Origin of the sequence: Pseudarthrobacter cellobiosi (genome assembly GCF_023913815.1) — a bacterium.
Taxonomy (GTDB): Bacteria; Actinomycetota; Actinomycetes; order Actinomycetales; family Micrococcaceae; genus Arthrobacter; species Arthrobacter cellobiosi.
In genome coordinates this window covers 120,803-146,700 of sequence record NZ_JAMXBK010000017.1, presented here as the reverse complement: position 1 = coordinate 146,700, position 25,898 = coordinate 120,803, and the positions used below count along the sequence as shown (strand labels likewise).

The 25,898-nt window shown below is 66.4% G+C and carries 29 protein-coding genes and 1 pseudogene; 16 read left to right on the top strand and 14 right to left on the bottom strand.

The features are described from left to right. Positions 1-6: 6 nt before the first annotated feature. From NG701_RS03620 to NG701_RS03610, 4 genes and pseudogenes are all read right to left on the bottom strand, one after another. Positions 7-975 carry an acyl-CoA thioesterase gene (locus NG701_RS03620; RefSeq protein WP_252564618.1) on the bottom strand — a complete coding sequence of 323 codons (969 nt, stop codon included), beginning with the start codon at positions 973-975 and terminating at the stop codon, positions 7-9. Positions 976-1,100: 125 nt separating this feature from the next. Further along, positions 1,101-1,655, bottom strand: a pseudogene (locus NG701_RS03615) (rhamnogalacturonan lyase family protein); the annotation flags it as partial. Positions 1,656-1,680: 25 nt separating this feature from the next. Further along, positions 1,681-1,809, bottom strand: coding sequence for a hypothetical protein (locus tag NG701_RS20930; RefSeq protein WP_256475473.1), 129 nt, complete (start codon positions 1,807-1,809; stop codon positions 1,681-1,683). An 84-nt stretch (positions 1,810-1,893) separates the two neighbouring features. Further along, positions 1,894-2,328 carry a DoxX family protein gene (locus tag NG701_RS03610; RefSeq protein WP_252564616.1) on the bottom strand — a complete coding sequence of 145 codons (435 nt, stop codon included), beginning with the start codon at positions 2,326-2,328 and terminating at the stop codon, positions 1,894-1,896. 128 nt (positions 2,329-2,456) lie between these two features. On the opposite strand from NG701_RS03610, the gene NG701_RS03605 reads away from it, so the two are divergent. From NG701_RS03605 to NG701_RS03595, 3 genes are all read left to right on the top strand, one after another. Then, positions 2,457-3,809: an MATE family efflux transporter gene (locus NG701_RS03605; RefSeq protein ID WP_252564615.1), complete on the top strand. Its 1,353-nt coding sequence runs from the start codon at positions 2,457-2,459 to the stop codon at positions 3,807-3,809. A gap of 25 nt (positions 3,810-3,834) precedes the next feature. Further along, entirely contained in the window at positions 3,835-4,425 is a 591-nt protein-coding gene (locus NG701_RS03600; protein WP_252564613.1) for a hypothetical protein, read from the top strand. Positions 4,426-4,532: 107 nt separating this feature from the next. Further along, complete coding sequence (locus tag NG701_RS03595; RefSeq protein ID WP_252564611.1) at positions 4,533-4,904, top strand: hypothetical protein; 372 nt, start codon at positions 4,533-4,535, stop codon at positions 4,902-4,904. An 86-nt stretch (positions 4,905-4,990) separates the two neighbouring features. Here NG701_RS03595 and NG701_RS03590 read toward each other — a convergent pair whose 3' ends face one another. After that, positions 4,991-5,536: a CGNR zinc finger domain-containing protein gene (locus tag NG701_RS03590; protein WP_252564609.1), complete on the bottom strand. Its 546-nt coding sequence runs from the start codon at positions 5,534-5,536 to the stop codon at positions 4,991-4,993. Positions 5,537-5,607: 71 nt separating this feature from the next. Between NG701_RS03590 and NG701_RS03585 the strand changes: the two genes are divergently transcribed. Beyond that, complete coding sequence (locus NG701_RS03585) at positions 5,608-6,612, top strand: EamA family transporter (RefSeq protein WP_252564607.1); 1,005 nt, start codon at positions 5,608-5,610, stop codon at positions 6,610-6,612. A 157-nt stretch (positions 6,613-6,769) separates the two neighbouring features. Here the strand turns inward: NG701_RS03585 and NG701_RS03580 are convergent, their stop codons facing one another. Beyond that, complete coding sequence (locus NG701_RS03580) at positions 6,770-7,033, bottom strand: WXG100 family type VII secretion target (protein ID WP_104062917.1); 264 nt, start codon at positions 7,031-7,033, stop codon at positions 6,770-6,772. Between the two features lie 245 nt (positions 7,034-7,278). Here NG701_RS03580 and NG701_RS03575 point away from each other — a divergent pair, with 245 nt between their 5' ends. Beyond that, positions 7,279-7,551, top strand: a complete 273-nt coding sequence (locus tag NG701_RS03575; protein ID WP_252564606.1) for a DUF2277 domain-containing protein — start codon at positions 7,279-7,281, stop codon at positions 7,549-7,551. A 19-nt stretch (positions 7,552-7,570) separates the two neighbouring features. Here NG701_RS03575 and NG701_RS03570 read toward each other — a convergent pair whose 3' ends face one another. From NG701_RS03570 to NG701_RS03545, 6 genes are all read right to left on the bottom strand, one after another. Then, positions 7,571-10,063: a heavy metal translocating P-type ATPase gene (locus NG701_RS03570; RefSeq protein WP_252564604.1), complete on the bottom strand. Its 2,493-nt coding sequence runs from the start codon at positions 10,061-10,063 to the stop codon at positions 7,571-7,573. 24 nt (positions 10,064-10,087) lie between these two features. Then, the gene (locus tag NG701_RS03565) at positions 10,088-10,318 is read right to left on the bottom strand and encodes a heavy-metal-associated domain-containing protein (RefSeq protein ID WP_058930688.1); all 231 of its coding nucleotides are present in this window, start codon (positions 10,316-10,318) and stop codon (positions 10,088-10,090) included. Between the two features lie 62 nt (positions 10,319-10,380). Continuing rightward, a complete protein-coding gene (locus tag NG701_RS03560; protein ID WP_252564601.1) occupies positions 10,381-10,728 on the bottom strand; it encodes a metal-sensitive transcriptional regulator in 348 nt (115 codons plus the stop codon). A 332-nt stretch (positions 10,729-11,060) separates the two neighbouring features. Next, the gene (locus tag NG701_RS03555; RefSeq protein WP_252564600.1) at positions 11,061-11,579 is read right to left on the bottom strand and encodes a universal stress protein; all 519 of its coding nucleotides are present in this window, start codon (positions 11,577-11,579) and stop codon (positions 11,061-11,063) included. Between the two features lie 58 nt (positions 11,580-11,637). Beyond that, on the bottom strand, positions 11,638-12,372 hold the full coding sequence (locus NG701_RS03550; protein ID WP_252564597.1) for a class F sortase: 735 nt from the start codon (positions 12,370-12,372) through the stop codon (positions 11,638-11,640). Between the two features lie 102 nt (positions 12,373-12,474). Further along, complete coding sequence (locus NG701_RS03545; RefSeq protein ID WP_252564595.1) at positions 12,475-13,119, bottom strand: hypothetical protein; 645 nt, start codon at positions 13,117-13,119, stop codon at positions 12,475-12,477. 282 nt (positions 13,120-13,401) lie between these two features. Between NG701_RS03545 and NG701_RS03540 the strand changes: the two genes are divergently transcribed. The 3 genes from NG701_RS03540 to NG701_RS03530 all read left to right on the top strand — a co-directional run bounded on the left by NG701_RS03540 (position 13,402) and on the right by NG701_RS03530 (position 15,111). Further along, positions 13,402-13,602: a hypothetical protein gene (locus tag NG701_RS03540; RefSeq protein WP_252564664.1), complete on the top strand. Its 201-nt coding sequence runs from the start codon at positions 13,402-13,404 to the stop codon at positions 13,600-13,602. A gap of 77 nt (positions 13,603-13,679) precedes the next feature. Continuing rightward, positions 13,680-14,825 (top strand): WD40/YVTN/BNR-like repeat-containing protein, encoded by a 1,146-nt coding sequence (locus NG701_RS03535; RefSeq protein ID WP_252564593.1) that lies wholly within the window; start codon positions 13,680-13,682, stop codon positions 14,823-14,825. After that, positions 14,818-15,111: a MoaD/ThiS family protein gene (locus NG701_RS03530; RefSeq protein WP_252564591.1), complete on the top strand. Its 294-nt coding sequence runs from the start codon at positions 14,818-14,820 to the stop codon at positions 15,109-15,111. The genes NG701_RS03535 and NG701_RS03530 overlap by 8 nt, the downstream gene beginning before the upstream one ends. Before the next feature lie 122 nt (positions 15,112-15,233). On the opposite strand, the gene NG701_RS03525 is transcribed toward NG701_RS03530, so the two are convergent. Next, positions 15,234-15,470, bottom strand: a complete 237-nt coding sequence (locus NG701_RS03525; protein WP_056341782.1) for a hypothetical protein — start codon at positions 15,468-15,470, stop codon at positions 15,234-15,236. Positions 15,471-15,710: 240 nt separating this feature from the next. On the opposite strand from NG701_RS03525, the gene NG701_RS03520 reads away from it, so the two are divergent. Next, complete coding sequence (locus NG701_RS03520; RefSeq protein WP_252564589.1) at positions 15,711-16,787, top strand: ATP-dependent DNA ligase; 1,077 nt, start codon at positions 15,711-15,713, stop codon at positions 16,785-16,787. Positions 16,788-16,902: 115 nt separating this feature from the next. On the opposite strand, the gene NG701_RS03515 is transcribed toward NG701_RS03520, so the two are convergent. Further along, positions 16,903-18,222 (bottom strand): MFS transporter, encoded by a 1,320-nt coding sequence (locus tag NG701_RS03515; protein WP_252564587.1) that lies wholly within the window; start codon positions 18,220-18,222, stop codon positions 16,903-16,905. A 233-nt stretch (positions 18,223-18,455) separates the two neighbouring features. Here NG701_RS03515 and NG701_RS03510 point away from each other — a divergent pair, with 233 nt between their 5' ends. From NG701_RS03510 to NG701_RS03480, 7 genes are all read left to right on the top strand, one after another. Further along, the gene (locus tag NG701_RS03510; protein ID WP_252564586.1) at positions 18,456-19,271 is read left to right on the top strand and encodes an IclR family transcriptional regulator; all 816 of its coding nucleotides are present in this window, start codon (positions 18,456-18,458) and stop codon (positions 19,269-19,271) included. 136 nt (positions 19,272-19,407) lie between these two features. Then, positions 19,408-20,289 carry a shikimate dehydrogenase gene (locus NG701_RS03505; protein ID WP_252564584.1) on the top strand — a complete coding sequence of 294 codons (882 nt, stop codon included), beginning with the start codon at positions 19,408-19,410 and terminating at the stop codon, positions 20,287-20,289. Then, positions 20,289-22,211: a bifunctional sugar phosphate isomerase/epimerase/4-hydroxyphenylpyruvate dioxygenase family protein gene (locus NG701_RS03500; RefSeq protein WP_252564582.1), complete on the top strand. Its 1,923-nt coding sequence runs from the start codon at positions 20,289-20,291 to the stop codon at positions 22,209-22,211. The genes NG701_RS03505 and NG701_RS03500 overlap by 1 nt, the downstream gene beginning before the upstream one ends. Before the next feature lie 45 nt (positions 22,212-22,256). Continuing rightward, positions 22,257-23,039, top strand: a complete 783-nt coding sequence (pcaH, locus tag NG701_RS03495; RefSeq protein ID WP_252564580.1) for a protocatechuate 3,4-dioxygenase subunit beta — start codon at positions 22,257-22,259, stop codon at positions 23,037-23,039. Beyond that, entirely contained in the window at positions 23,029-23,604 is a 576-nt protein-coding gene (pcaG, locus tag NG701_RS03490; RefSeq protein ID WP_252564578.1) for a protocatechuate 3,4-dioxygenase subunit alpha, read from the top strand. Before pcaH ends, pcaG begins: the two co-directional genes overlap by 11 nt. Continuing rightward, positions 23,601-25,079, top strand: coding sequence for a lyase family protein (locus NG701_RS03485; protein WP_374208647.1), 1,479 nt, complete (start codon positions 23,601-23,603; stop codon positions 25,077-25,079). The genes pcaG and NG701_RS03485 overlap by 4 nt, the downstream gene beginning before the upstream one ends. Beyond that, entirely contained in the window at positions 25,072-25,890 is an 819-nt protein-coding gene (locus NG701_RS03480) for an alpha/beta fold hydrolase (protein WP_252564576.1), read from the top strand. Before NG701_RS03485 ends, NG701_RS03480 begins: the two co-directional genes overlap by 8 nt. Positions 25,891-25,898 lie beyond the last annotated feature (8 nt).

Genomic DNA, 25,898 nt, shown 5'->3' with positions numbered 1-25,898 from the left:
GCTGGCTTAGCCCTGCCCCAGCAGGTGGTTGGGCAGCCGGTTCCCCGGGGCGGTCCCACGGATCTTGAGCAGTTCGCGGGCGTGGGCATGCAGCCGCGTATCTTCTGCCGAGACCGGCACCCAGCCGGGGACGGGCACCGAGTTGCCGTCGGCGTCGCGCGCCACCATCACCGTGAGGCAATACGTGGTGAGGTTCAGTTCCCTGCCCTTCGGATCACCGGAGCGGACGTGTACGGCGATGTGCATGCCTTTAGTCCCGGTGTAGACGAGCCTGGCCTCGACCTCCACTACATGGCCGATCAGCAGGGGCCGGTAGAAGCGAACGCCACCGGAGAATACCGCCACCGTGTCCATGCCGCAGTAGCGGGACGCGCAGACATAGGCGGCTTCGTCGATCCACTTCATCACGATGCCGCCGTGCACTTTCCCGCCCCAGTTCACGTCCGTGGGGGCGGCCATGAACCGCAGCGTCACCCGTTCGGCGGTCCCGGCGTCGGTATATTCCTGGGCGTTCATGGCTTCGACGATCCGTTCACGGACCGTGATCCGCGCCAGGGCGTGGTCCCGCTGTTCGATCTCCGCCGCCGTGACCGGTTCGAACTGTTTGACGGGTATCGGCTTGCCGTTGTCGCCGACCGCTACGAAGATCACCATGCACTGGCTGCGCATCGTGGCAGGCCCGCCCTTGGGATCGCTGGACGAGACGGTGGTCCGGATGTGCATGGAGGAGCGTCCCGTGTAGACGATGGTGGCCTCCACCTCCACCATGTCGCCGCTGTTCACCGGGTCCGCGAAGTGGATGTTGCCCACGTAGGCGGTGACGCAGTAGGACTTGGCCCAGCCCACGGCGGCAGCGTACGCCGCCTTGTCCACCCATTCGAGGACGGTCCCCGCATCTACCGAGCCGCTGTGGCCCACATCCGTGGGGGCAGCCAGGAAGCGGAGGGTTACGGAATTGGCGGCGGTCTCAGTCATGCTGCGATCTTACTGAGACGTTGTGTTACCGGAGGGTCGGGGATGACATATATGCAACAGGAACTGCCCCGCCCGCCTTTTTGTGGCGGACAGGGCAGTTCTGTCTGTGGATTGCTGGCTGCTGGCGACTTCGTTCCGCCCGCCGTCAGGACCCGGTCGCTGGACCCGGTTTCCCAGTTCCACTTGGCAATGCTGGGCGTTCCCTTGTTTGTTGTTGCGTCCCAATCGTGATCCACAATTTCGCGGAGCAGGTCCCCGTCCCACCACGCCAGGAAATTGGCAGCCGAGATCCTGTTGGCGATCAGTTCGCCCTTGGCCGACCGGAGCTCACCGACGGGGGAATTCCAGGCGGCGTCGCGGCCGATGGCCCAGCCCTCAGCCCCGGCGTAGCGGGGGTCGATGTCGCCGGCCGCCGCGCGTCCGGTGTCCTTGACGGCCGGGATGCTCCAGAGGACTTCACCGGTCCGGGAGTCGCGGAACGTGGCGCCCTTGTTGCCGCTTGACCCCATGTCCTCGTGGGCGGCGAACGTTTCGAGTCCCGGCCGGGTGGGGTCCGGGTCGCTCGTATGGATCGCGTCGCCGTGGCCAAGCCCCGTGTTTTAGAGGGGCTTGCCGTTGTCATCGATGGTCAGCGATCCGAAGATGAACTCGTCCTTGCCGTCCGCGTCCACGTCCGCCACGAGAGGTTGTCCAGGGCTCAACGGCCTACGTCACGGAGCCGGCCACTTCCAGCATCCACGCCGTTGACTTGAATTCGGGAAAGGTGTCCAGAGCGCCGTCCTGGATCGCGCCGCCAACGAACTCACCGGAGTTGCCGGCTGACATTCCTGCCACGGCAAAGACGTTAAAAGCCCGACGACGGACCGGCACCTGGGTGCCTGTCCGCCGTCGGGCGTTGCTCGTTTAGGAGGAGTCCGCTTAGGCGAGGACTGCCAGTTTGGAGCCCTTGCGGCCGAACAGGACGCGATCCATAGACACGCGGCCGGCTCCGGTGAGTGCGAGTGCCAGGGCGGCAGCGCCCAGAAGCAGCACCAGTTCGTACCCGCCCTTGTCGGCGAAGACTCCTGCCGAGGCGTGCACCAGGAAGAAGGCGCCGATCATGTTTACGGCCAGCAGGGCGGCCACCACGCGGGTGAGTACGCCCAGGATGAGGGCAATGCCGCCAGCCAGTTCGAGGCCTGCGACGAAGGGTGCTGACACGTTGGCTGCCGGAACGCCCATCTGGGTGAACGCGGCCTGGGTGCCGGCGATGGTCCATTCGTTGAACTTCTGCCAGCCGTGGGCGGTGAAGAGGAAGCCGAGGATGACGCGCAGGACGGTGATGGCGGTGGTGGTGAGGCGTGACTGATTCATAAATCGAGTCTGCTGGATCATTAGTTGAAGTGTCAACTAACCGTCCACCATTGTGTCCTTTGTCATGACTTCCGGCGTCACGGAAGCAGGGCCGCCAGGTGGTTGGTTCCGGCCGTTAGGCTGAAACTGTGCCCAACCAATCCGCCCCCGCTGCCGTCCAGCGTCCCGCCAGCCATGCCCGGGAAATCCTGCGGCTCGCGGTTCCGGCGTTCGGCGCACTGATCGCCGAACCGCTTTTCCTGCTCGCGGATTCGGCCATTGTGGGCCATCTTGGCGTGGCCCAGCTGGCCGGCGTGGGGCTCGCTTCCGCCGTGCTGCACACCGCCGTCGGCCTGATGGTTTTCCTCGCCTACTCCACCACTCCGGCGGTGGCCCGCGCGATGGGACACGGCCAGTTGGGCAAGGCACTCGCCGCAGGGCGCGACGGCGTCTGGCTGGCACTTCTGTTGGGCATAGTTCTGGCGGTGGCCGGTTTCTGGGCCGCTGAACCCCTGGTGTCCCTGATGGGGGCGGAGGCTGACGTTCGCTCGTTCGCTGTTGACTATCTCCGCTGGTCCATGCCCGGCCTGGTGGCCATGCTGCTCATCTTTGCAGGCACCGGAGTGCTCCGCGGATTGCAGGACACCAGGACGCCGCTGCTCGTGGCCACCGCAGGCTTTGCCCTGAATATTGTCCTCAACCTGTGGCTGGTCTACGGGCTGGACTGGTCCGTCGCAGGCTCGGCGGCCGGCACCAGCATGGCGCAATGGGCCATGGCGGCCGTCTATCTGGTGATGGTCCAGCGAAATGCCGCCCGGCATGGCATCGGCCTGTGGCCCGACTGGAGCGGTATCCGCGCGATGACCCGCGTCGGTTCGTGGCTCATGCTCCGCACGCTGAGCCTGCGCATTGCCATCCTGGCGACGGTTTTTGTGGTCACGGGGCAAGGTGCCGTCAACCTGGCCGCGCACCAGCTGGCCATGACCATCTTCTCGTTCCTCGCCTTTGCCCTCGATGCCCTTGCCATCGCCGCCCAGGCCCTGATCGGCAAGGAACTGGGCGCCTCCAACGCCGTCAGGGCGCGGCACCTGACCCGGACCATGATCCGCTGGGGTGTCGGATTCGGCGTGGTCACGGGAGCCATGCTGGCCGTCGCCGCGCCCTGGGCGGGGGCGCTGTTCACTTCCGACGCCGGCGTCCAGTCCGTGCTGACTTACGCCCTGTGGATCCTGGCCGCCGGTCAGCCTCTTGCCGGTTATGTTTTTGTCCTGGACGGCGTGCTGATCGGCGCCGGAGACGCCAAGTACCTGGCGCTGGCGGGCGTGGTCAACCTCGCTGTCTACGTCCCCATGCTCGTGGCCGTTGCTGTCTCCGGCATGTCCGCCGCTGCAGGCCTCGTGTGGCTGTGGGCCGCCTTTGCGCTGGGGTATATGGCCGCCCGGGCGCTGACGCTGGGCCTGCGCGCCCGGTCGGACCGCTGGATGGTGCTGGGTTCGCCATAGGGCTGGCGGCCACTAAACTGGACCGGTGAACCAACCACTGACACCCACAGATGCTCCCGCCGGCACCGCCCAGCAGGCAGACCTGTGGAAGCCGGTACTGCTCCGGGCCTTGGCCGCACTGGTGTTCGGTGCCGTGACCATTTTCTGGGCCGGGCCATCGGTCCAGGTCATGGGCTGGTCGGGCGGGCTCTATCTGCTGGTCACGGGCCTGCTGCTGCTCTGGGCCATCCCGAAGACCGGCTACGCGCGTGATGGCATGCCCGGCAAAATCCTCTCCGCCGCAGGGGCCGCCCTGGCAGGCGCAGGTGTTGCCTTGGCGCTGCTTCACGGGGACCGCGTCTTCGGCGTCGTCGCGGCGGTGGGACTTGGCCTGGCCGGAGCGGTGGAACTGTACTGCGGTCTCAAGTATCGCGGCCGGCACGTGCTGGCCCGCGACTGGCTGGCCTCGGGCATCATCGGGCTTGGTACTGCGGCGATCCTGCCTTTTTTCATCAGCCTAGGAGCCCATGCCCTGCTTGGCGTCGCCGGCGGCGGGGCCATCATCTCCGGTGTGCTGTGGGCCCTGTCCGGGTTGACGCTAAGGCACGATTCCCGGCCCGCCTCCGCGAAGCCGTAAACTAGAAGCGAAAGGTTCTACCCGGCGTAGAAAAGACGCCCGGAACAACCCCCCGCACACATTCGAACCAGCACGCCTTTCGGCATGGCTGTAGGAGAGGAACTACCTTGGCAGACCAGAAACCAGGAAAACCGCGCAATCTGCGGACCTCGGTGAAGGGGCCTCTGATGTTCTCCGCGTTCTGGGCCGTCCTCGCCTTCGTCGCGGTGCTGATCTTCGCCTCCGGCGGCAGCTCGAAGACCCCGCGGTTCGACCTCGCCTTCACGGGCGCCGGCATTGCGTTCATCGTAACGCTGGTGATCGCCGCCATGCTGGCCATGAGCCACAAGGAGAACTCCGAACATCTGGGCAAGGGGTCCGGCGTCAACCTGAGTTCAGCGCGGAAGCCGTCCCATGGATTCGGGGGACACGGCCCAAGCCAGACCGGCGGCGCTCCTGAGTCTCCGGACGCCGACAGCAACGGCTCCAGCCACCCCTAGCCCACCGGCTCCTCGCGCGCCGGTTCCTCGCGCGCCGGGCCTGGCCCCGGCACTGGATCAGCGAACCTTATTCACTGAACCTAGGTTCAGCGAGCAGTCGCCTGCCGCGCCCGGTACGCTGCCACGTGCGCGCGGTTGGCGCAGTTCCCGGTGTCGCAGTACCGTTTCGACCGGTTGCGGCTGAGGTCCAGGACCACGGCATCGCAGTCCTCGGCCTCGCACACCAGCATGCGGTCCATCTCCTTGCTCCGGATGACGTCCGCCAGGGCCATGGCGGCTTCGGTGCCCATTCGCTCTGCCAGCGGCGCGTCCCTGGCAGTGGCGTGCAGATGCCAGTCCCACTCATCGTGCTTCATCAGCTGGGGGAGTGCGTTGGCCTCGCGCAACAGGCGGTTGACGCCCGCCACAGCAGAGTCTTCGTCTGCAGTCCAGAGGGCGGCAAGCCGCCCGCGCAGTTCGTGGACACTCGACAGCTCCGCCGCATCGCCGGCGCGGGATCCACTGAACCCTTCGGAGTGAAGGAAGCCATCCAGATCCGCCACCGTGGCGAGCGTTTCGCGACCGTTGGCGGCGGTGTTGATCAGGTTGACCACGGCGCGCAGGGCTATTTCGGTGTCAGGGGCAAAGACCATCTTGACTCCTTACTCGAGACGGGCGTAGTGTCAGGACCATTACCCCACTTTACTCCTGACAGGAGGCGTCGGTGACTGCCGCCCCTAACCCCGCAGCCGCGGGCGGATTCCTTGGCTCCGGCCTTGGAATCGCGTTGTTCTCTTCTGCCGTCTTCGGGCTCTCCGGCTCCTTCGCCAAAGCGCTCCTGGAAACCGGCTGGTCCCCGGGCGCTGCCGTGACGGCCAGACTGACCGGTGCTGCGTTGATCCTCGCCGTTCCTGCCGTTCTGGCCTTGCGCGGACGGTGGTACCAGCTGCGCGACAACTGGGTCACCATCGGTCTTTTCGGCCTGATCGGCGTGGCCGCTTGCCAGCTGTTTTACTTCAACGCGGTAGCCCGCCTTTCCGTGGGTGTAGCGCTGTTGCTTGAATACCTGGCTCCCGTCCTCATCGTGCTTTGGCTGTGGGGAGCCAGCAAGAAGCGGCCACGCGCGTTGACCTTCGGCGGAACAGTGCTGTCGCTCGGCGGCCTGGTCCTCGTGCTGGACCTCACCGGAACGGTCAAGATCGACATCGTCGGGGTCCTGTGGGGGATGGCCGCTGCCGTGTGCCTTGCCATCTATTTCTTCATCACTGCCAAGGAGAACGATTCCCTGCCGCCCATCGTCCTGGCATCCGCCGGGCTGCTGGTGGGGTCAGCCGTCATGTGGCTGGCGGCCGCCACGGGACTGCTTCCCATGGCCTTCAGCACCGCGGATACCAGGCTCGGCCCCTGGATCACCCCCTGGTGGGTCTCCCTGGGTGGCCTGGTCATCCTGGCAACAGTCCTGGCGTACATTTCCGGCATTGTCGCTGCCCGCGCCCTTGGCTCCAAGGTTGCATCCTTCGTCTCGCTGACCGAAGTGCTGTTCGCCGTGACCTGGGCCTGGCTGCTTCTGGGTGAGCTGCCCGGCGCCATCCAACTCCTGGGCGGCGTCCTCATTGTCGGCGGGGTGGTTCTGGTCCGGCTGGACGAGCTGCGCTCCGGCACGGCCGCTGCAACTGTCGGTGCGCCAGCCCCACTGGACCACGCGAACGACGTCGAACCTGTGCCCTGAGTGCCGGCCGCCTTGCCCTGAAGGACTTGCCCTGAAGGGCATGTGCCACAGCTCGGGGCACCGCCGTCGCCCCACCGTTTCGTTGTGCCCGGCCGTTAAATGCCGCGGGGCCCGGACACTGTGCAGTGTCCGGGCCCTCGCAGTAGGGATTCTGCGGTTAGCGTGAAGCCTGGTCCTGCTCGCTGGCGTTCTTCGTGGCCTTCTGGCCCGCGTCCTTCAGCGCCTGGATGACCTGGTTCAGCGCCGCCGTGTGGGTGCCGGACCATTCGCCGCGGAAGTGGTCGGCGTCCGGGCCCTTCCAGTTGGTGCTGTCCAGCACGCGGGTCAGGTTGGACCTCTGCTGCTCGATCTCGCCGGCACCGGCCTGCAGCTTGCTGCCAAGAGTCCTGAGCTGTTCTACATCTGCGCCCCACATTGCCATCAGTTTTCTCCTCGTTGTCTTGGATCCGATCCAGATCGGCATCCCCAGCGGCCCCCGGCTCATCCGGAAGATCCATTACCTAGAACCTATCCCGGCCCCAAATCACTGTCGATGGGCACCGCTGCCCATGCACCACTCCCCATGGGCCACAGCTCCCGGTGGTTGAGCCGGCCGAATCTCGACAAGCTCGATCATCAGTGGGCTGGGGGGTCGATCCGAGGCGTTCCAGAGCCTAGCATGGGCATATGTGCCGGAACATCCGAACGCTCCACAATTACGAACCGCATGCCACCTCTGAGGAAGTGCATGCCGCCGCACTGCAGTATGTGCGCAAGGTCAGCGGCAGCACCAAGCCGTCCAAGGCCAACGAGGACGCCTTCGAAGCGGCGGTGCACGAGATCGCCCACATCACCCAACACCTGCTGGATTCGCTGGTCACCCACGCTCCCGCCAAACACCGGGACGAAGAGGCCGCCAAGGCCAGGGCCAGCGCGGCCGTGCGCTTCGGCACCGCCTGAGGACCTAACCGCCTGAGGACTACTTGCCGAAGCTGCGCAGCCGGAGCGAGTTTGCCACCACCAGGACGGAACTCGCCGCCATCGCAGCACCGGCAAGCATCGGGTTCAAAAGGCCCAGGGCGGCCACAGGAATGCCGACGGCGTTATAGAAGAATGCCCAGAACAGGTTGGTCTTGATGGTGGCCAGCGTCCGCCGGGACAATTCGATGGCCTGTGCCACCTGTCCCAGGTCATTGCCCATGACGGTGAGGTCCGCCGCCTCGATGGCCACATCCGTACCGGATCCCATGGCGATGCCCAGGTCAGCCTGCGCCAGCGCGGCGGCGTCATTCACTCCGTCGCCGGCCATCGCCACAATGGCCCCGCCCGCCTGGAGCCGGCGGACGGCGTCCACCTTCCCGGCAGGCAGAACCCCTGCATAAACATCGTCAGGGGAAATGCCGACGGTGGCAGCGACCTGCGCGGCCACCGCGGCGTTGTCCCCGGTCAGCAGGATGGGGCGCAGCCCGAGCTTCTTCAGCTTTGCGACAGCCTCCGCGGATCCCGGCTTCACGGTGTCGCGGAGACTGATGATTCCAGCCGGGGTGCCGTCCACCGCCACCCAGATGGCCGTGGCACCGGTTGCTTCCGCGGCGGCCAGGGCCTCCTGCTGCGGGCCGGAAGGGCGGACGCCGTTCTCCGTGAGCCAGCCGGTGCGGCCCGCCAGGATCACGCGCCCTTCAGCGGTTCCCACCACTCCGCCGCCGGGTGCCGAACGGAAGTGTTCGACGGCGGGGAGCCGCCCGCCGTCGTCGTGCCCGGTTTGTGCCTCAACGGCCGCGGCCGCGATGGCGTGTGCGATCGGGTGCTCCGAAGCCGCCTCGACGGCGCCGGCGAGCCGCAGCACGTCCGTGCCCTGGTAACCGCCAAACGCGAGGGTGCTGCCCACAGCGAGTTTTCCGGTGGTGACGGTGCCGGTCTTGTCGAGCAGGATGGTGTCCACGGTGCGGGTGTCTTCGAGGACCTGCGGGCCCTTGATCAGGATGCCCAGCTGGGCTCCCCGGCCGGTTCCGGTGAGCAGTCCCACGGGAGTGGCAAGCCCCAGGGCGCACGGGCAGGCGATGACCAGGACGGTGACCGCGGCGGTAAAAGCGGCCCTGAGCTCGGCAGGCTCAATCGCCGGGCCGCTGAACGCGAGCCACAGCCCAAAAGTCAGCGCAGCGATGGCCAGGACGATCGGGACAAAGACGGCGCTGATCCGGTCGGCGAGGCGGGCGATGGGGGCTTTGCCGGTCTGTGCCTGCGAGACCAGCCGGGCCATTTGTGCCAGCGTCGTTTCGGAGCCCACGCGGGTGGCCCGGACCAGCAGCCGCCCGGAAGTGTTGATGGTGGCGCCGGTGACTTTGCTCCCGCGCTCCACCTCCACCGGGACGGATTCGCCGGTCAGCAGGGAGGCGTCCACAGCTGACATGCCGTCGATCACTTCTCCGTCCGTGGCGATTTTTTCGCCGGGCCGGACCACCACGACGTCTCCCACGCGGAGCTGGTCGGCGGGGACTTTGTGTTCGGAGCCGTCCTGAAGGATGGTGGCGTCCTTGGCGCCGAGGTTCAGCAATGCCTTGAGGGCGTCGCCGGCCTTCTGTTTGGCGTTGGCTTCCAGGAACCGGCCCAGGAGCAGGAACGTGGTGACCACGGCGGCCACTTCGAAGTACAGGCCACCCGATTCCATCCCCTCCATGGCCGGGTGCTCGGTCATGCGGGGATCCAGGGCCAGTTGCCAGAGGCTGAAGAGGTAGGCGGCAGCGACGCCGATGGACACCAGCGTGTCCATGGTGGACGCCAGGTGGCGCGCATTGACGGCCGCAGCGCGGTGGAAGGGCCAGGCCGCCCAGCTGACCACCGGAAGTGCCAAGGCCCCGGCCACCCAGCCCCAGTTGGGAAACTGCAGTGCCGGAACCATCGAAATCAGGAACGCCGGAACCGTCAGGAACGCCGCCACGATCAGCCGCGGCACGAACTGGGCGGCGGCGGGACCGTGTTGCATGTGGTCACCTTGCGTGCCGCCTTCGGCGCCATGCTCCGCGTGGTCACCATTCGCGGCACCGTCGGAGTCATGCTCTGCATGCTCGCTCGTGCCTCCCCGGCGGCCCCCTGGCCTCGCTAGCTCGGCCAAGGAACCCTGCCGCCGTGGGCCCACCTTAGACGCATGCTGCCGCATGCCACCGGAGTCGGCGCTCGCGGGCAGGCCGAGTGTATCCGCTTCGTGGCCGGCACTTTGGCTTGGGAAGCGCGCGGGTCGGACCGTTGCCTTGTAGCCGGTGGCGTTGACGGTGTCTACAATCTGCTGGTCCGTGATGCCAGCCGGGACGGTGACGTGGGCGGATTCCAGCGGCAGGTTGACGGAGGCTTCGACGCCGTCTAGTTTGCCGAGCTTTCGTTCCACGCGGTTCACGCAGGAGGCGCACGTCATGCCCTCAATGTCCAGTTCAACCACGCGGCTTTGGGGCTGGTCATGGAGATGGTCTGTACTCATGATGGATCCCCTGATCGGACGGCGTTACGCGTCGTTGGCAACAACTAGGTAGCCGGCTTCGGCTACCGCTTCGCCGATCTCGGACGGCGACAGCTCCTGGCTTGAGGTGATGGTGACGGTGGAAATGCCGCCGGCGTTAAGTTCGACGTCGACCGTTTCAACTCCGGCGAGCGATTCGAGTTCCTCGCTGACGGACGAAACGCAGTGACCGCAGGTCATGCCGGACACGTTGACGGTAGTGGAGGTGGTGCTCATGGCTGGCTCCTTCAAAGGGGCCGGCGGTGGCCGGCCGTGAATGGGTGGCAGGTGGTAAGTGGTCAGCGCAGGAGGCGGCCGATGGCCTCTGTAGCTTCCTTGACTTTGGCGTCTATGGCTTCAGCGCGAAGGGCGGGATCGGGTTCCCCGGCGGCGCCCACCACGCAGTGGCCGATGTGCTCTTCCACAAGTCCCAGGCTCACGGCGTGCAGGGCCTTGGTGACCGCTGAGACCTGGGTCAGGATGTCGATGCAGTATTTGTCCTCATCCACCATCCGGGCGATGCCGCGGACCTGGCCCTCGATGCGTTTGAGCCTGCGCAGGTATGCCTCCTTGTTGGCGGTGTAGCCATGCGGAGGCGCCGGGGCGGTACCAGTGTGTGTGGTCAAGGTGTCCTGCAAAGGTTCCATGCTGCCAACATATACCCCATGGGGGTATAAGGCAAGTACCCCCATGGGGTATCCAATTCGGGGAGGAGCACCACGAGTCCGGGACCGGTGTGGCGATGGAAGGGCACAAAAAAGCTCCGGAGTGCGTTATTGGGGGATACGCACTCCGGAGCAGCATTTGGGCAGATTCACCCGGCCGTTGCGGCCGGATCGTTCTGCTTGAATTAGCTTACTTGCCGGTACCGCCGTCCGCTACCACCTCGAATAACTACTTTCGCTTTATTATTTCGGTCACCCGAAAACCGCCCGTGTGGGCCAGGCAGCCAGCTCAGGCCAACGGCTCAGCTCCCTGTTCAGGCTTCGTCCTGATGGGCCGGTCTCCGACAGGGAACCACCAGCACCGGCCGGCTTTGATGATGCGTTAGCCAGAGTCCCACTGATCCGTTGAGCAGTTCGGAGATCCGGTGGGTCAGGCCGCGCTCCGAGGTTCCCACGATGATCATGGGGGAGTTGTTTTCCGCGGCGAGCCGGGCGAGGGCGCGGCCCGGATCCCCCGCCAGGGTGCGCAGCGTCCAATCCACGGGTGTGGCCGACGTCGCGGCGTCGGCCACGGCTCCCGCGATCACCGCCCTGAGCTCAGTGGTGACGGAGCGGATGTCGTCGTCGTCCTTGTCCGGGTGCAGCGACAGCCGGTGCGCGGATCTGGTGGGATCCCATTCGACCAGGTAGCTGGCCTCGTCAACATAGGCACACAGCAACGGCGCTGCCAGTTTGGCCGCCAGGGAGGTGGCGGTCTTCAGCACTTCCGGGTGCTGATGGGGCAACACGCCCACCAGCAACGGAGGCGGACCACTGAACCGTTCGGGACTCATAGCACCATTCTGTGCCTGCGCGGCGCCGCTTGAACAGGGCCGACGGTGCGTGGCCGTGTCAGGCGGCGGCGGGGGACGCCGAGACCACCACGTTCTTCCCCCACGGGTCTTCCGTGTAGCAGCTGATCAGGACCACACGGCTGGGCACCATGTCCCAGATGGGGCTGTCCTTGAGGCTGTCCTTGAGGTACGTGGTGACGCTGTCCACCCGGTAAGGGATGGTGCCGGTCGCGGTGACGACGTCGAAGGTGTCGCCGACGACGGCAGCGGAGCTGAGGTGGTTGAACGGGGCGTCCCGGCCCTCCCAGCTGTGTCCGATGATGTACGTGGTGTTGCCCGATCCGTTGCCCGGAGTCCCGAACGGTGTCAGCCAGTACCCGTCCATGGTGGTGGGCGGCACGATTGTCTGGCTTTCGACGGCGGTGCTGTCCGGCGCCAGCGGATGCACGGCCGTGTCCATCGCAGCTTTCGGATAGACGATCCGCTGCGGGGCCGAAGCCTCCGGGAGGACCGGGCCGGTGGCCACGGGCGCAGCTGCAGCTGGCGCGGATGCAGACGGTAAGGCCGGAAGGCCCGAAACGGCCAGGGGCAACGGCAGTTGGATGGACGACGTTCCGGAAGAGTAGGCAGCAGCATTTGTTCCTGGTGTTGCGGCCCCCTGCTGGTCCAGCAGCGGTCCACCGAACGTGAAGGACAGGAAGCCCAGGACGCCGCAGGTCAGGATGGCGATGTCTCCGCGGTTCCAGCCGCGGGGCCGTTTCGGCACTTCGTGCCGTCCGGTTTGCTTTGACACAATTCTCCTCAGGCTGTTGGAAAGTGTGCTTACAGGAAGGGCGCCCCGCCTTGAGTTGGCGGGGCGCCCTGCGTGTCAGCTCGGCCCAGTCCGAGCTGTGGCCTAGTCTGCCTTTGGTTCCAGGGACCTGCGGCGTAGGGCCACCAGTGCACCGGCGCCGAGCATCACGCCCAGGCCCGCGAGCCAGGTAGGAGAACTCTCGGCTCCGCCCACTGAGGTCTGCGCGTTGAAGCCCTGGTTGGTGCCCTGGCTGACAGCGGCTGCTGCTGCGGCGGGCGCCTTGGCAGCGGCTGCCTTCGGTGCGGGCGTTTGTGCGGCCGGTGTGACTGCGCCCGCTGCCGCAGGCACCACTGCTGGTGGGTCCACAACAACCGGTGGGTCCACAACAACCGGTGGGTCCACAACAACCGGTGGGTCCACGACGACGGGCGGATCGACCACAACCGGTGGGTCCACGACGACGGGCGGATCGACCACAACCGGCGGCAGCGTCACGGCCTCGCAGTCATTGGCAAAGTCCGCCATCCCTTGAAGGTCCCAGTTCAATCCGCCAGGCAGCAGCGCATTGGGCGGGATGATGTCCCTTGAGTGTCCGCTATGGGCACCCAGGCCGTTCACCCCGCTAAGGTCAATGCTGATGGTGTGACCGTTGTGGCAAAGAGTGAAGTTGTCTGCCGCGCTGGCCGGGGCCGTGACGCTGAGCATCGCCAGCCCCACCACTCCCAAAGTTGCGAAAGTTCGTTTCATGGTTTTTCGTCTCCCCCGACTGTTCTGAAAGGACCACGGCGGCAAGGGAGAAGTGACGGTTCTGAATGCCCCCAGCAGCATGATCAGGTTTGCTTGTGGGTTCAGGCTAGGGGCGCCGGACGGGCGCGGTCGCGAGTAGCGGGTACTCGTCTTTTTCCGCCTTTGACCTGCGTCGTTACCTGCGTGTACGCGGAAATGGGAGCCCGCTACTGGAGTTTTCCACCCTTGAACGTGGACAGGGCGGCGCCTAACGTTGGAGCATACGAAAGGTGCGTGACCGGCATGGAAATCTACATGTGGTGGCTGGATCTGAACCTGCAAACCAAGGAATGGCTGAGGGAAAACCTCCGTGCGGCGGAACTGCCGCTGCCGGTGCTGCAGGGCATCGCCGAAGCCGGCGGGCCGCATCCGGATACCCCGGTGGCTGTGCTCACCGATGCGGACTGGGATTTCATCGAGACGCAGTCCGAATTCGTCGACTGACAGGGCGCGGTCCGGCCACGCCGGACCAGTCCACGTAGCGAAGAAAAGCGTTGCGGCCCTCCGGTCGGGGTGGTTGCATGGGGTGCATGGCAACCGTAGAGAACTATGTCTTAGCGATCGGGACCAAAAAAGGCCTCTGGCTGGCCACCAGCCAGGACCGGAAACAATGGTCCTTCTCCGGCCCGCATTTCCTGATGAGCGAAATCCCCAGCATCGGGATCGACACACGGGAAGGCCGTACCCGGATCATGGTGGGCGTCAGGTCCGAGCACTGGGGCACTACGGTGGCCCACTCCGATGACCTGGGCGCCACCTGGACCGAACCCAAACAGGGCGCCATTACCTTTCCCGAAGACACCGGCGCGGCAGTGGAGCGCATCTGGCAGATCTACCCGGACGCAGAGTCGCGGCCAGGGGTGGTGTGGGCAGGTGCCGAACCGATTTCGGTCTGGAAATCCATCGATGGCGGCGAGCATTTCGAGCTCAACCGCGGGCTGTGGGACCATCCTCATCGCAGCGACTGGGGTGCGGGCTACGGCGGCGCCGCCGCCCACTCCATCGTAGTGAATCCGGCCGGGGACAACGTCCACGTCGCCATGAGCACGGGTGGTGTGTACCGCTCGCTCGACGGCGGGACCTCCTGGGAGCCCCGGAACAAAGGCATTTCGGCGTACTTCATGCCGGACCCCAATCCTGAGTTCGGCCAGTGCGTCCACAAGATCGCGGCGGATGCTGCGGTGGAAGGACGGCTGTACGCGCAGAACCATCACGGCGTCTACCGCACGGATGACAACGGCGAAAACTGGAACTCCATCGCCGACGGCCTTCCTGCGGACTTCGGTTTTGTGATGCTGACGCATCCGCGGCGGGAGGGCACCGCCTGGGTTGTGCCGCTCAAGGCCGACGGCGAGCGGATCCCGCCGGAGGGAAAGCTGGCCGTGCACAGAACGGACGACGCCGGGGCCACCTGGAAGCGCCTGGATACGGGCCTGCCCGAGGGTGAGTACAACAGCGTCCTCCGCGACGCCGCGGGCGTGGATTCATCCGAGCCGGCCGGCGTCTACTTGGGAACCCGTGGCGGCACGGTGTACGCCAGCGCGGATGAAGGGGAGACGTTTGCAGAGGTTGTCAGCCATCTCCCCGACGTACTGTGTGTCCGCGCCGCCGTGGTCTCCGCGGCTGGACTGCCGGTTCCGGAAACGGCGGCGGCCCGCGGTGCCTGACATCAGCGTGGTACTACCCAGCATTCTCCAGCCGCTGGCCGGTGGGCAGTCCATCCTAACTGCGCCCGCCGACGGAACGGTGACGGTGACGGTGGGAAGCCTGCTGGATACGGTGACCGGGGGTTACCCGGTGCTGGCCAGGCGGCTGCGGGACGAAACGGGAGCGCTTCGCCGGTACGTGAATATCTACGTAGCCGGCGATGAGGTGCGCCGGCTCCAGGGCCTGGAAACCGAGGTGTCGGCCGGGCAGGAGGTGCTGGTCATGCAGTCGGTGGCCGGAGGTTAGGACCGAAGTATCTCTCGGGCGGTCCGGCGGGCAGTCCTGACTGACTGCGCCCGCCGTCGCGGTGCAAGATTTGTGGTGCAAGATTCCGCAAGGAGGTTCTCCGCCGTGGCGGTAAACCTGGGTCAGGCAATCCGCCAGACGCTGCATTCGTCCGTATTGATCGCTTTCCGCGAGCCAGTGTGATGGTCCATGATCCAGACAACGCCGATTCCCGGTGCTGTCTCCTGGACACGGCCGCGGCGGATGACCACGTCGTCGTAGCTGGGCCCCACAGAGAGGCGGGCTTCGATTTCATCGCCGCGGTGGAGCTGGTCCAGGGCGCGGACTCGTGTTACATGGGCTTTGGCTTCCTTCAACATGGGGGGCCTCCTGGCTGGAGCTGGTGCCTGCGCTTGCCGGCACTTCCAGTGTGGCGGGGCAATGTTGCGCCCGCGTTTCCTCAACGTTAGGAGCCGGTTAGTTCTCCGCGATCGATTCGTTTCCGCCGGCACCATAGGATTTGGAGAACGCCACCCGTCAAACGGCGCCGGAGCCTTCAGCCGGACATTGTGCCAGTTCAGGCCTACCGCCGGTGGGTCTCCCGGGCAAGAATGGGCACTATGCAACTTCCCGTGATGCCCCCCGTCCCGCCCATGCTCGCCAAAGCCGTCAGCGGAATGCCCGACGGTGCCCTCAGCTATGAGCCCAAGTGGGACGGGTTCCGGTCCATCATTTTCCGCGACGGCGATGAGCTGGAGATCGGCAGCCGCAACGAAAAGCCCATGACCAGGTATTTTCCTGAGCTTGTGGCAGCCCTGAAGGAGAACCTGCCGCCCCGCTGTGTGCTGGACGGCGAGATTGTGCTGGTGAGGGCAGCCGGTGACCGGCTGGATTTTGACGCCCTGCAGCAGCGCATCCATCCCGCCGCCAGCCGCGTGAAGCTTCTCGCCGAACAGACCCCGGCCAAGTTTGTGGCCTTTGACCTGCTGGCCCTGGGCGACGACGACTACACCGGGCGGCCCTTCGCCGAGCGGCGGGCAGCGCTGGAAAAGGCGCTCGCCGGCAGCAAGGCGCCCGTCCACGTCACCGCCGCGACCCAGGACAAGGCCACCGCCGAGCAGTGGTTCCAGCAGTTCGAAGGTGCAGGCCTGGACGGGATTGTGGCCAAGCCCCTGGACGGCTCCTACCAGCCGGACAAACGCGTGATGTTCAAGGTCAAGCACGAACGCACCGCCGACTGCGTAGTGGCCGGATATCGCGTGCACAAGAGCGGACCGGACGCGGTTGGCTCGCTCCTGCTCGGCCTGTACAAGGACGACGGCGGGCTGGCCAGCGTGGGCGTGATCGGTGCCTTCCCGATGAAGCGCCGCCAGGAGCTTTTTGCCGAACTGCAGCAACTGGTCACCGACTTTGACGGGCACCCGTGGGCGTGGGCCAAGCAGGAGGAAGGAGATCGGACGCCGCGGAACGCCGAAGGCAGCCGGTGGAGCGCAGGCAAGGACCTGTCGTTCGTGCCGCTGCGGCCGGAGTTGGTGGTGGAGGTCAGGTATGACCACATGGAGGGCGACCGCTTCCGCCACACTGCCCAGTTCAACCGCTGGCGGCCGGACCGGGACCCCGAATCATGCACCTACGCCCAACTGGAGGAACCGGTGAACTTTGACCTGGCTTCCGTGCTCGAGGCCGGGCGGCCCTAGCTACCCAGCCGTCCGCCGTCGTACTTTTGCTGCCTGAATGGCCCATTTTTCAACAGGGAAAGCCCGCCATTTGGGGGAATGGCGGGCTTTCCGGTCTCAAAACCGGGCTGGTGCGTTACTTCAGGCCAAGCTGCTTGGTGGGGACGTTGAAGGTTTCCTTGGCCGTCAGGGCGGAGATGGCCGAGATGCCGCAGATGACGGCGGTGAAGATGCTGATCTGGACCCAGCCGCCGGGCCTGATGCCGCCCATGGCTGCCACGATGGCCGGGGCGAAGCCTGCCATCAGGAAGCCCAGCTGGGTACCGATCGCCAGGCCGGAGAACCGGACCCTGGTGCTGAACATTTCGGAGTAGAAGGACGGCCAGACGGCGTTTGAGGCTGCGTAGCCGAAGGAGAAGAAGCCGATCGCTGCGAGGAACATCAGCGGGATGCTGCCGGATTCCAGGCTGAGCAGGAACACCGGGGTGAGGATGGCGCTGGCCACGGCGCCGTAGATGAAGACTGGCTTGCGGCCGATCCGGTCCGCGAGCTTGCCGAACAAAGGCTGGGTACCCAGTGCCACCAGGTTGGCGCCGACTACCAGCCAGAGCGTGGTGGTGCCGTCCACCCCTGCCACGGTCTTGGCGTAGGTGATGGCCAGGGTGCCGAACACAGTGGAGACTGCGGCGATGAAAGCGCAGCAGACCACGCGGAGCACATCGCGCCAGTGGTCCTTGAGGAGGTCGGCAACGGGCAGCTTGGAAATCTGGGCGGTCTTCTGGGCTTCCGCGAAGGCCGGCGGTTCGTGCAGCGTGCGGCGGATGAAGAATGCCACCAGCACTACCACTGCGCTGAGCCAGAACGGAATGCGCCAGCCGATGCCGTACTTGATCTCGTCCGGAAGGGCCAGTACGGGGATGAAGACCAGCGCGGCGAGGATCTGTCCGCCCTGGGTGCCGGTGAGGGTCCAGGAGGTGAAGAAGGCGCGGCGGTTGTCCGGTGCGTGTTCCAGTGTCATGGACGAGGCGCCGGCCTGCTCACCTGCGGCGGAGAGGCCCTGGCACAGCCGGGCCAGCACCAGCAGGGCCGGAGCCCACCAGCCCACGGTGTTGAAGTCGGGGAGGCAGCCGATCAGGAACGTCGAGGCACCCATCAGCAGCAACGTGAACATGAGGACCTTCCGCCTGCCCACGCGGTCACCGAAGTGGCCCAGGATGACGGCGCCGAAGGGCCGCGCCACGTAGGCAAAGCCGAAAGTGGCGAAGGACATAACGGCCGCGTTGGCCCCGGCGTCCGGGAAGAACACCGTAGGGAAGATCAGGGCGGCCGCGGAACCGAAGATGAAGAAGTCGTAGTATTCGACGGCGCTGCCCAGGAAGCTGGCGAGGGCTGCTTTCTTTGGCGTCCCTGCCGGGGCAACAGTGCCCGGCCCGGCGGACGGAAGTGTCTGGCTCATGGAGTTCCTTAGATGTGACGACATTGTCGCGGATGGATCTGGAGGGTCGCAGCCGCAGCTGCCTGAGTGGAGGCTTGGTGCGGTGCGGCTGGAGTCCGTTGAAAGACCCGGACGAGTAGCCACATGGTGGGAGCTACTTGTGCGATATAGCAATGATGGCTGTGAGCGCAGTCACTTGTCAAGAAAATAATCACCATCTAGAAATAGTTGCCACGATGTGGCAATATCGACCTATGAGTGTGAATCAAACCACAGCGCCCAATGACGTCGCCGCTGAGCCAAAGACGCCCAAGGGTGACCGTACGGACATGGTGGGCAAGGCCCTGGGCCTGCTGGTCCTCCTGGGTGACGAGCCGCGTGGCGCCAGCGCCGCGGAGATCTCGCGCCGCGCCGACCTCCCCTTCAGCACCACCTACCGCCTGCTGGGATCCCTGACGCGGGACGGATTTGTGGACTATGAGCCGGACGGCCGCCGCTACCACCTGGGCCTGCGGATCTTCCAGCTGGGACAGCGGGTCTCCAACCATCACGGATTTGCCGGCACGGCACTGCCGGTCCTGCGCCGCGTGACCGAGCAGACGGGGGAGGCTACCATCCTCAGCGTCCGCGACGGCCACCATCACCTCACCGTCAACAAGGTGGACGGATCGCAGACCTTCCGTGTCACCAGCGATCCCGGGCATCTGGGCGCCCTGCATGCTACAGCCGTGGGCAAGGCGCTGGTGGCTTTTGCCGAGGATGCGGAGCGTGAAGCGTTGATTGAGGAGCTCGAGCTGGAACCCCTCACCGAACACACCATCACTGACCGTGCCGCTTTCCGCGCCGAAATCGAGAAGGTGCGCCGGCAGGGGTATGCCGTGATGGACGAGGAGAACGAGAGCGGCATGCGCGCCGTGGCCGTGCCGCTGCTCAATTCGCAGGGTCACGCCTTCGCCTCCCTGGCCACCGCCGTTCCCGTGTTCCGCCTCAGCATCGAAGCCTTGCTGGCCCATGTGCCCCTGCTGCAGGACGCCGCGGCCGAGCTGGCCGCGCGCTTGCCGCAACGGTAAAAACTCGAAGATGTTCGTATGTAGAACATGCGTGCGAGAAGTGAACAAGTGTTGTACTGTAATCCCTATCACCCGACCGCCGCGGACGCCTTGAGCGCCGCCGCCCGCCGGGTGCCGTATCAAAGGAGCTGCCCGGATGAGCAATCGAACTGAGTCCTACCTTGTGGGACTGGTCGGCGACGGCGTTATGCCGTCCCTCACTCCCCCCATGCACGAACGCGAAGGCGATGTGCAGGGCCTGCGCTACCTCTACCGCCCCATTGACCTGCTGGAGCTCGGACTTTCCGGCGACGCCGTGGGGGACCTGCTCAAGAGTGCCCGCAGCCTGGGCTTCAACGGCCTGAACATCACCCATCCGTGCAAGCAGCTTGTGCTGGCGCACCTGGATGAGGTCTCGCCGGATGCCCTCAGGCTCGGCGCCGTCAACACCGTCGTCATCGAGGATGGCCGTTTCATCGGCCACAACACCGACTTCTCCGGCTTCGCCGCCGCGCTCGCCTCCGGCCTCCGGGGCGCACGGCTGGACCGCGTCGTCCAGCTTGGCGCGGGAGGTGCCGGTTCCGCCGTCGCCTACGCCCTGCTCACCGCCGGCGTGAAGGCGCTGGACCTGGTGGACGTGGACCCCGCCCGCTGCGCGGCACGCGCCGCAGAGCTGGCCGGCTTCTTCCCGGGCAGCACCGTCACAGCTCGCACGACGGTGGAGCTGCCGCAGCTGATGCCGCTGGCCGACGGTCTGGTGCACTGCACGCCCGTGGGCATGGCCGCCCACCCGGGCGTCCCGCTGGACCTGGACCTGCTGGAAACGCGGCACTGGGTGGCGGACATCGTCTACCGGCCCATCGAAACGGAGCTGGTCCTGGGAGCCCGCGCCAAGGGCTGCGAGGTCCTGGACGGCGGCCGCATGGCCGTAGGGCAGGCGGCGGATTCCTTCCGGATTTTCACCGGGCTGGACGCCGACGCGGACCGCATGCGCAGCCATTTCCTGGAGCTCGTAGCCAAGGAAGAGGTGGCGGCCTGATGCGCACCGGAATCGCCACAGTCTGCCTCTCCGGCACCCTGAAGGAAAAGATGCAGGCCTGCGCCATCGCCGGCTTTGACGGGATCGAAATCTTCGAGCAGGACCTGGTTACGTCGCCGCTCACCCCCGAGGACGTCCGCAAGATGGCCGCCGACCTTGGCCTCACGCTGGATCTTTACCAGCCGTTCCGCGACTTCGACAGCGTGTCCGACGACCTCCTGGCCGCCAACCTCCGGCGCGCCGAAGCCAAATTCAAGCTCATGGCGCGGCTGGGCATGGACACCATCCTGGTCTGCTCCAACGTGGCCACCGCCAGCATCGACAGCGACGACCTCCGGGTGGAACAGCTCGACAAACTGGCGGCGCTGGCGGGGGACCACGGCGTCAAGGTTGCCTACGAAGCCCTGGCCTGGGGCAAGTACGTCAACGACTACGAGCACGCTCACAAGCTCGTGGAAGCCGTGGACCACCCCAGCCTGGGCACCTGCCTGGATTCCTTCCACATCCTGTCCCGCACCTGGGACACCGCCCCCATCGAGGCCTTCAACCCGGACAAGATCTTCTTCGTCCAGGTGGCAGACGCCCCCAAGCTCTCCATGGATGTCCTCTCCTGGAGCCGGCACTACCGCGTTTTCCCGGGCGAGGGCCAGTTCGAGCTCGCCAAGTTCATGGGCCACGTGGTCCGGGCGGGGTACAGCGGCCCGGTGTCGCTGGAGATCTTCAACGACGTCTTCCGCCAGTCGGACGTGGAGCGCACCGCCGTCGACGCCATGCGCTCGCTCATCTGGCTGGAGGAACAGAGCGCCAAGTGGCTGGATGATGCTTCCGACGGCGGCACCGGCACTGGTGCCGCTGGCACTGTTGCTGGTGGTCCTATGGCCCCCGGCCGCCGTCGTTATCCCATGGAACTGGCCACGCTCCCGCAGGTGGCCGAGCCGGCTGGCTACAACTTCGCCGAAGTCAGGGCCGCGGACACCAAGGGGCTGGAAACGGTCCTGGGCCAGCTGGGCTTCGAGTTCAACGGCCGGCACCGCACCAAGGCTGTGCAGCTCTGGACCATGGGGCACGCCCGGCTGATCATCAACGAGGCCGCACCAGCGGACGGGGACGATTCAACGGGGGACGCGTCGCCCACCAGCGCTCCCGCTATCGCTGCCCTGGGGTTCGACGTCGACTCCCCGGTGATTGCCGCCGCCCGCGCCCAGCAGCTTAAGGCCCCCGCGGTCCCGCGCAAGAGCCAAGCCAACGAGGAGGTGTTCCAGGGCTTCGCCGCCCCGGACTCCACCGAGATCTTCCTGTGCCAGGGCACCTCGGACGGCACCGCAGCCTGGACCAGTGAATTCGGGGAGGGTCTGGAAAAGCCCGCCGCCGAAGCCACCGCCGTGATCGACCACGTCAACCTGGCCCAGCCGTGGCAGCATTTCGACGAGGCCGTCCTCTTCTACACGAGCGCACTGGCCTTGGAGCCCCAGCCGTTCGCGGAAGTGCCGAGCCCCACCGGTCTGGTCCGCTCGCAGGTCATGGCCACCGGGGACCGCGCCGTGCGGCTGGTGCTGAACCTTGCGCCGCTGAACCAGCAGCGCAAGACCTACCAGGAACACATCGCCTTCGCCGTGGATGACCTGGTGGCCACCGCCAGGAACTGCAAGGCCCGCGGCCTGGAATTCCTGCAGATCCCGGCGAACTACTACGAGGACCTGGACGCACGCTTCGGCCTGGCATCGGACTTCCTGGTCACGCTGCAGGACCTGAACCTCCTGTACGACCGGGACGCGGACGGCGAATTCCTCCACTTCTACACAGCCACCGTGGGCAGTGTGTTCTTCGAAATGGTGGAACGCCGCGGCGCCTACGACGGCTACGGCGCCCCCAACGCCCCCGTGCGGCACGCAGTCCAGTACGACCACCTGCAGCACCGGTAAGACGGCACCACCAGTCATCACCAACAACCAGAAAAGGAGACCGCAGTGGAGACACAGCAGGATCTCAGTGCAGAGATCAACGCCATGGGCGATGCCTACGCGCGGGCGCTCAAGGACGGCGCCCCGGCCGAGACCCAGCCCCGGCTGGACTACGCGCCCTACCGCAGCAGCATCCTGCGGCACCCCACCAAAAGCCTGCACCACGCGGACCCGGAAACCATCGAGTTGTTTTCGCCGGCGTTCGGCCACCAGGACGTGCACGCCCTGGAGTCGGACCTGACCATCCAGCACAACGGCGAACCCCAGGGCGAGCGGATCATCGTGGCCGGCAAGGTCCTGGACGGCGACGGCCGCCCCGTGGCCGGGCAGCTGGTGGAAATCTGGCAGGCCAACGCGTCCGGCCGCTACATCCACAAGCGTGACCAGCACCCCGCCCCGCTGGACCCCAACTTCACCGGAGTGGGCCGCTGCATCACCGGACCCGACGGCTCGTACCGGTTCACCACCATCAAACCCGGCGCCTACCCGTGGAAGAACCATGTCAACGCCTGGCGCCCGGCCCACATCCACTTCTCGATGTTCGGCACGGAGTTCACGCAGCGGATCGTCACGCAGATGTACTTCCCCGGCGACCAGCTCTTCCCGCTGGACCCCATCTACCAGTCCATCGTGGACCAGGACGCCCGCGACCGGCTCGTGGCCAGCTACGACCACAACCTGACCGAACCCGAATGGGCCCTCGGCTACAACTGGGACATCGTCCTTACCGGTTCCAAGCGGACCTGGACCGAAAACGAGGCGCTCGGCGCAGCAGGAGATGAGGAATAACGTGAGCACAACCACCAAGCTTGTTCCCACCCCCGGCCAGACCGTCGGCCCGTTCTACGGCTACGCCCTGCCGTTCGTGAAGGACAACGAACTCCTGGCTCCCGGCTCGCCCGGTTCCATCCGCCTCCAGGGCACCGTGTATGACGGCGCAGGGGCAACCATTCCGGACGCCATCCTGGAGATCTGGCAGCCTGACGCCGCGGGCACAATCGTGCAGCAGACCGGTTCACTGGTCCGCGACGGCTACACCTTCACCGGCTGGGGCCGCGCTTCCGTGGGCCACTCCGGTGTGTACACGTTCACCACCGTAAACCCGGGCCCCACCGAGTCCGGTGCTGCTCCGTTCATCTCCGTCGCCGTGTTTGCCCGTGGCCTGATGAACCGCCTGTTCACCCGCGTGTACCTGCCGGAGAACGAGGAAGCCCTCGCCAAGGATCCGCTGCTCAGCTCCCTGGACCCGGACCGCCGCAAGACCCTCATTGCCCGGCGCGATCCCGACGGCGGGCTCACGTGGGACATCCACCTGCAGGGCGACGGCGAAACAGTCTTCCTGGATTTCCAGTGACGGAGGCCCCCGGCACGGAAGGTACCGGCCACTTCGGAAGCGCGGCTGACGGTGACGTCGGCCTGTTGAGTCCTGTTTCGGCGTCGCCCCTGGTGACGGCTCTGACCGGTGACCGCGCCGTGCTGGCGGCGATTCTCGCCGTCGAGTCCGGCTGGGCCGCCGTGCTGGAGAAGGCGGGCCTGGCGCCGGCCGGTTCCGCCGCCGTCGTGGCCTCGGCCGCCGAGGCGGGACGCTACGACGCAGCAGACATCGCGCTCCGGACCCAAAGCGGCGGCAACCCCGTCATCCCGCTGCTGGCAGACCTGCGGAAGCACGTCACGGCGCTGGACGGCGCCCGCGTCGGCGCAGTGAAGGCGGTGCACACGTCGCTGACCAGCCAGGACGTGCTGGACACGGCCCTGATGCTGCTCGCGCGCAACACCGTCGAGGCGGTGCTGGCGGATCTGAAATGCACGACGGCGGCGCTCGCCTCCTTGGCCGAACAGCATGTGGACACGCTGGGCGTGGGCAGGAGCCTGACCCAGCATTCCCTCCCCTTTACCTTTGGGCTGCGGGCGGCGCAATGGTTCCACGGGCTCGCCGCCGCCGGACAGCAGCTGGGCAACGTGCCGTTCCCGGTGCAGTTCGGCGGGGCGGCCGGAACATTGGCCGCCGGAACCGTGCTGACCGCAGGAACGTCCGCCACCCCGTTTGACCTGGCCGACTCACTGGCCCGGCAACTGGGCCTGGCACCGGCGCCGGCACCGTGGCACACAAACCGGTTGGCCGTCACGTCCCTAGGACATGCCCTGGCCTCGGCGCTGGACGCCGCCGGCAAGATCGCCACCGACGTCCTGTTCCTGAGCCGGCCCGAGGTGGCCGAACTCGCCGAACCGCGCGCCGCCGGTCGCGGCGTCTCCTCTGCCATGCCACAGAAGCAGAACCCGGTGTTGTCGATCCTCATCCGCAGCGCCGCCCTCCAGGCGCCTCAGCTGGTGGCCCAGCTGCACCTGGCCGCTGCCAACTTCAACGACGAACGCCCCGACGCCGCCTGGCACACGGAGTGGCCGGCCCTGCGCCAGCTTCTCCGCCTGGCACTCGGCGCTGCCGGTCACCTCCGGGAGCTCGCCGAAGGCCTGCAGGTTTACCCCGACGCCATGCGCCGCAACCTGGACCTTGCCGGCCCGTTGCTGCTGGCCGAAGGAGTGGGCGCTGCCGTCGCCCCGCTGCTGACCGAAAAGGATGGCCGCAGCGGCAAAGAACAGCTGCAGGCCGTGGTGGACCGGACGCTCCAGGCGCCCTCAGCCGAACAGCGCGCAACTTACCGTCGGCTGCTTCGCGAGGCCGTCCCGGCTGGCGTGCTCACCGATCTGCGGCTCGGCGAACTCCTGGAACCGGCCGGCTACCTGGGCCAGGCAGCCGAAATCTCGCGTCGCATCCTGGCCGCCTACCCCGACTTTTCAAAACCTACCCAGAACGGAGCCAACCGTGGCTAAACCGACCCTGAAGGCAGTTCTGCTTTCACCCGAACGGGCCCTTGGCGAACGTCCCCTGCTGGTGGTTGGACCCTCCTTGGGTACGTCCTCCGTACTTTGGTCCGACGCGGCCACCCTGCTGGCCAACGACTACGACGTGGTGGCTTGGGACCTGCCCGGCCACGGCGTCTCACCCGCCGCCACGGAGACGTTCGACGTCGCCGCGCTGGCGGATTCAGTGGTGGACCTGATGGACTCGATCGCCCCGGGCGAAGCCTTCCACTACGCCGGGGTTTCACTCGGCGGCGCCACCGGCCTACAGCTGGGCATCAAGCACGGCGAACGCCTCAAGAGCCTGTCCATCCAGTGCACCGGGGCCAAAATCGGCACCCCCGAAGCCTGGCTGGAACGCGCCGAAACCGTTCGCAGCCAGGGCACTCCCGTCATGATCCAGGGCTCCGCACAGCGCTGGTTTGCGCCGGGGTTTATGGACCGTGAGCCCGAGCGGAGCAGCCGGCTCCTGCACGCCCTCCGCGACACCGACCGCTTCAGCTACGCCTTCTGCTGCGAGGCGCTGGCCGGCTTTGATGTCCGTGACGAACTCGGCAGCATCACCGTCCCCACCCAGGCAGTTGCCGGCGCGGCAGACACTGTTGCACCGCCGTCGATGGCTCAGGAAACCGTTGACGGGATTACCGCCGGCGGCGGCACGGCAAATGCTGTGACGCTCGAGGGAGTGGCGCACCTGGCCCCAGCCGAGGCGCCCGCCCACGTTGCCGAACTGCTGCGGACCCTCATCATCTGGAGCGAATCCCGCGGGGCAGCCAAGTGAGCGGCGCT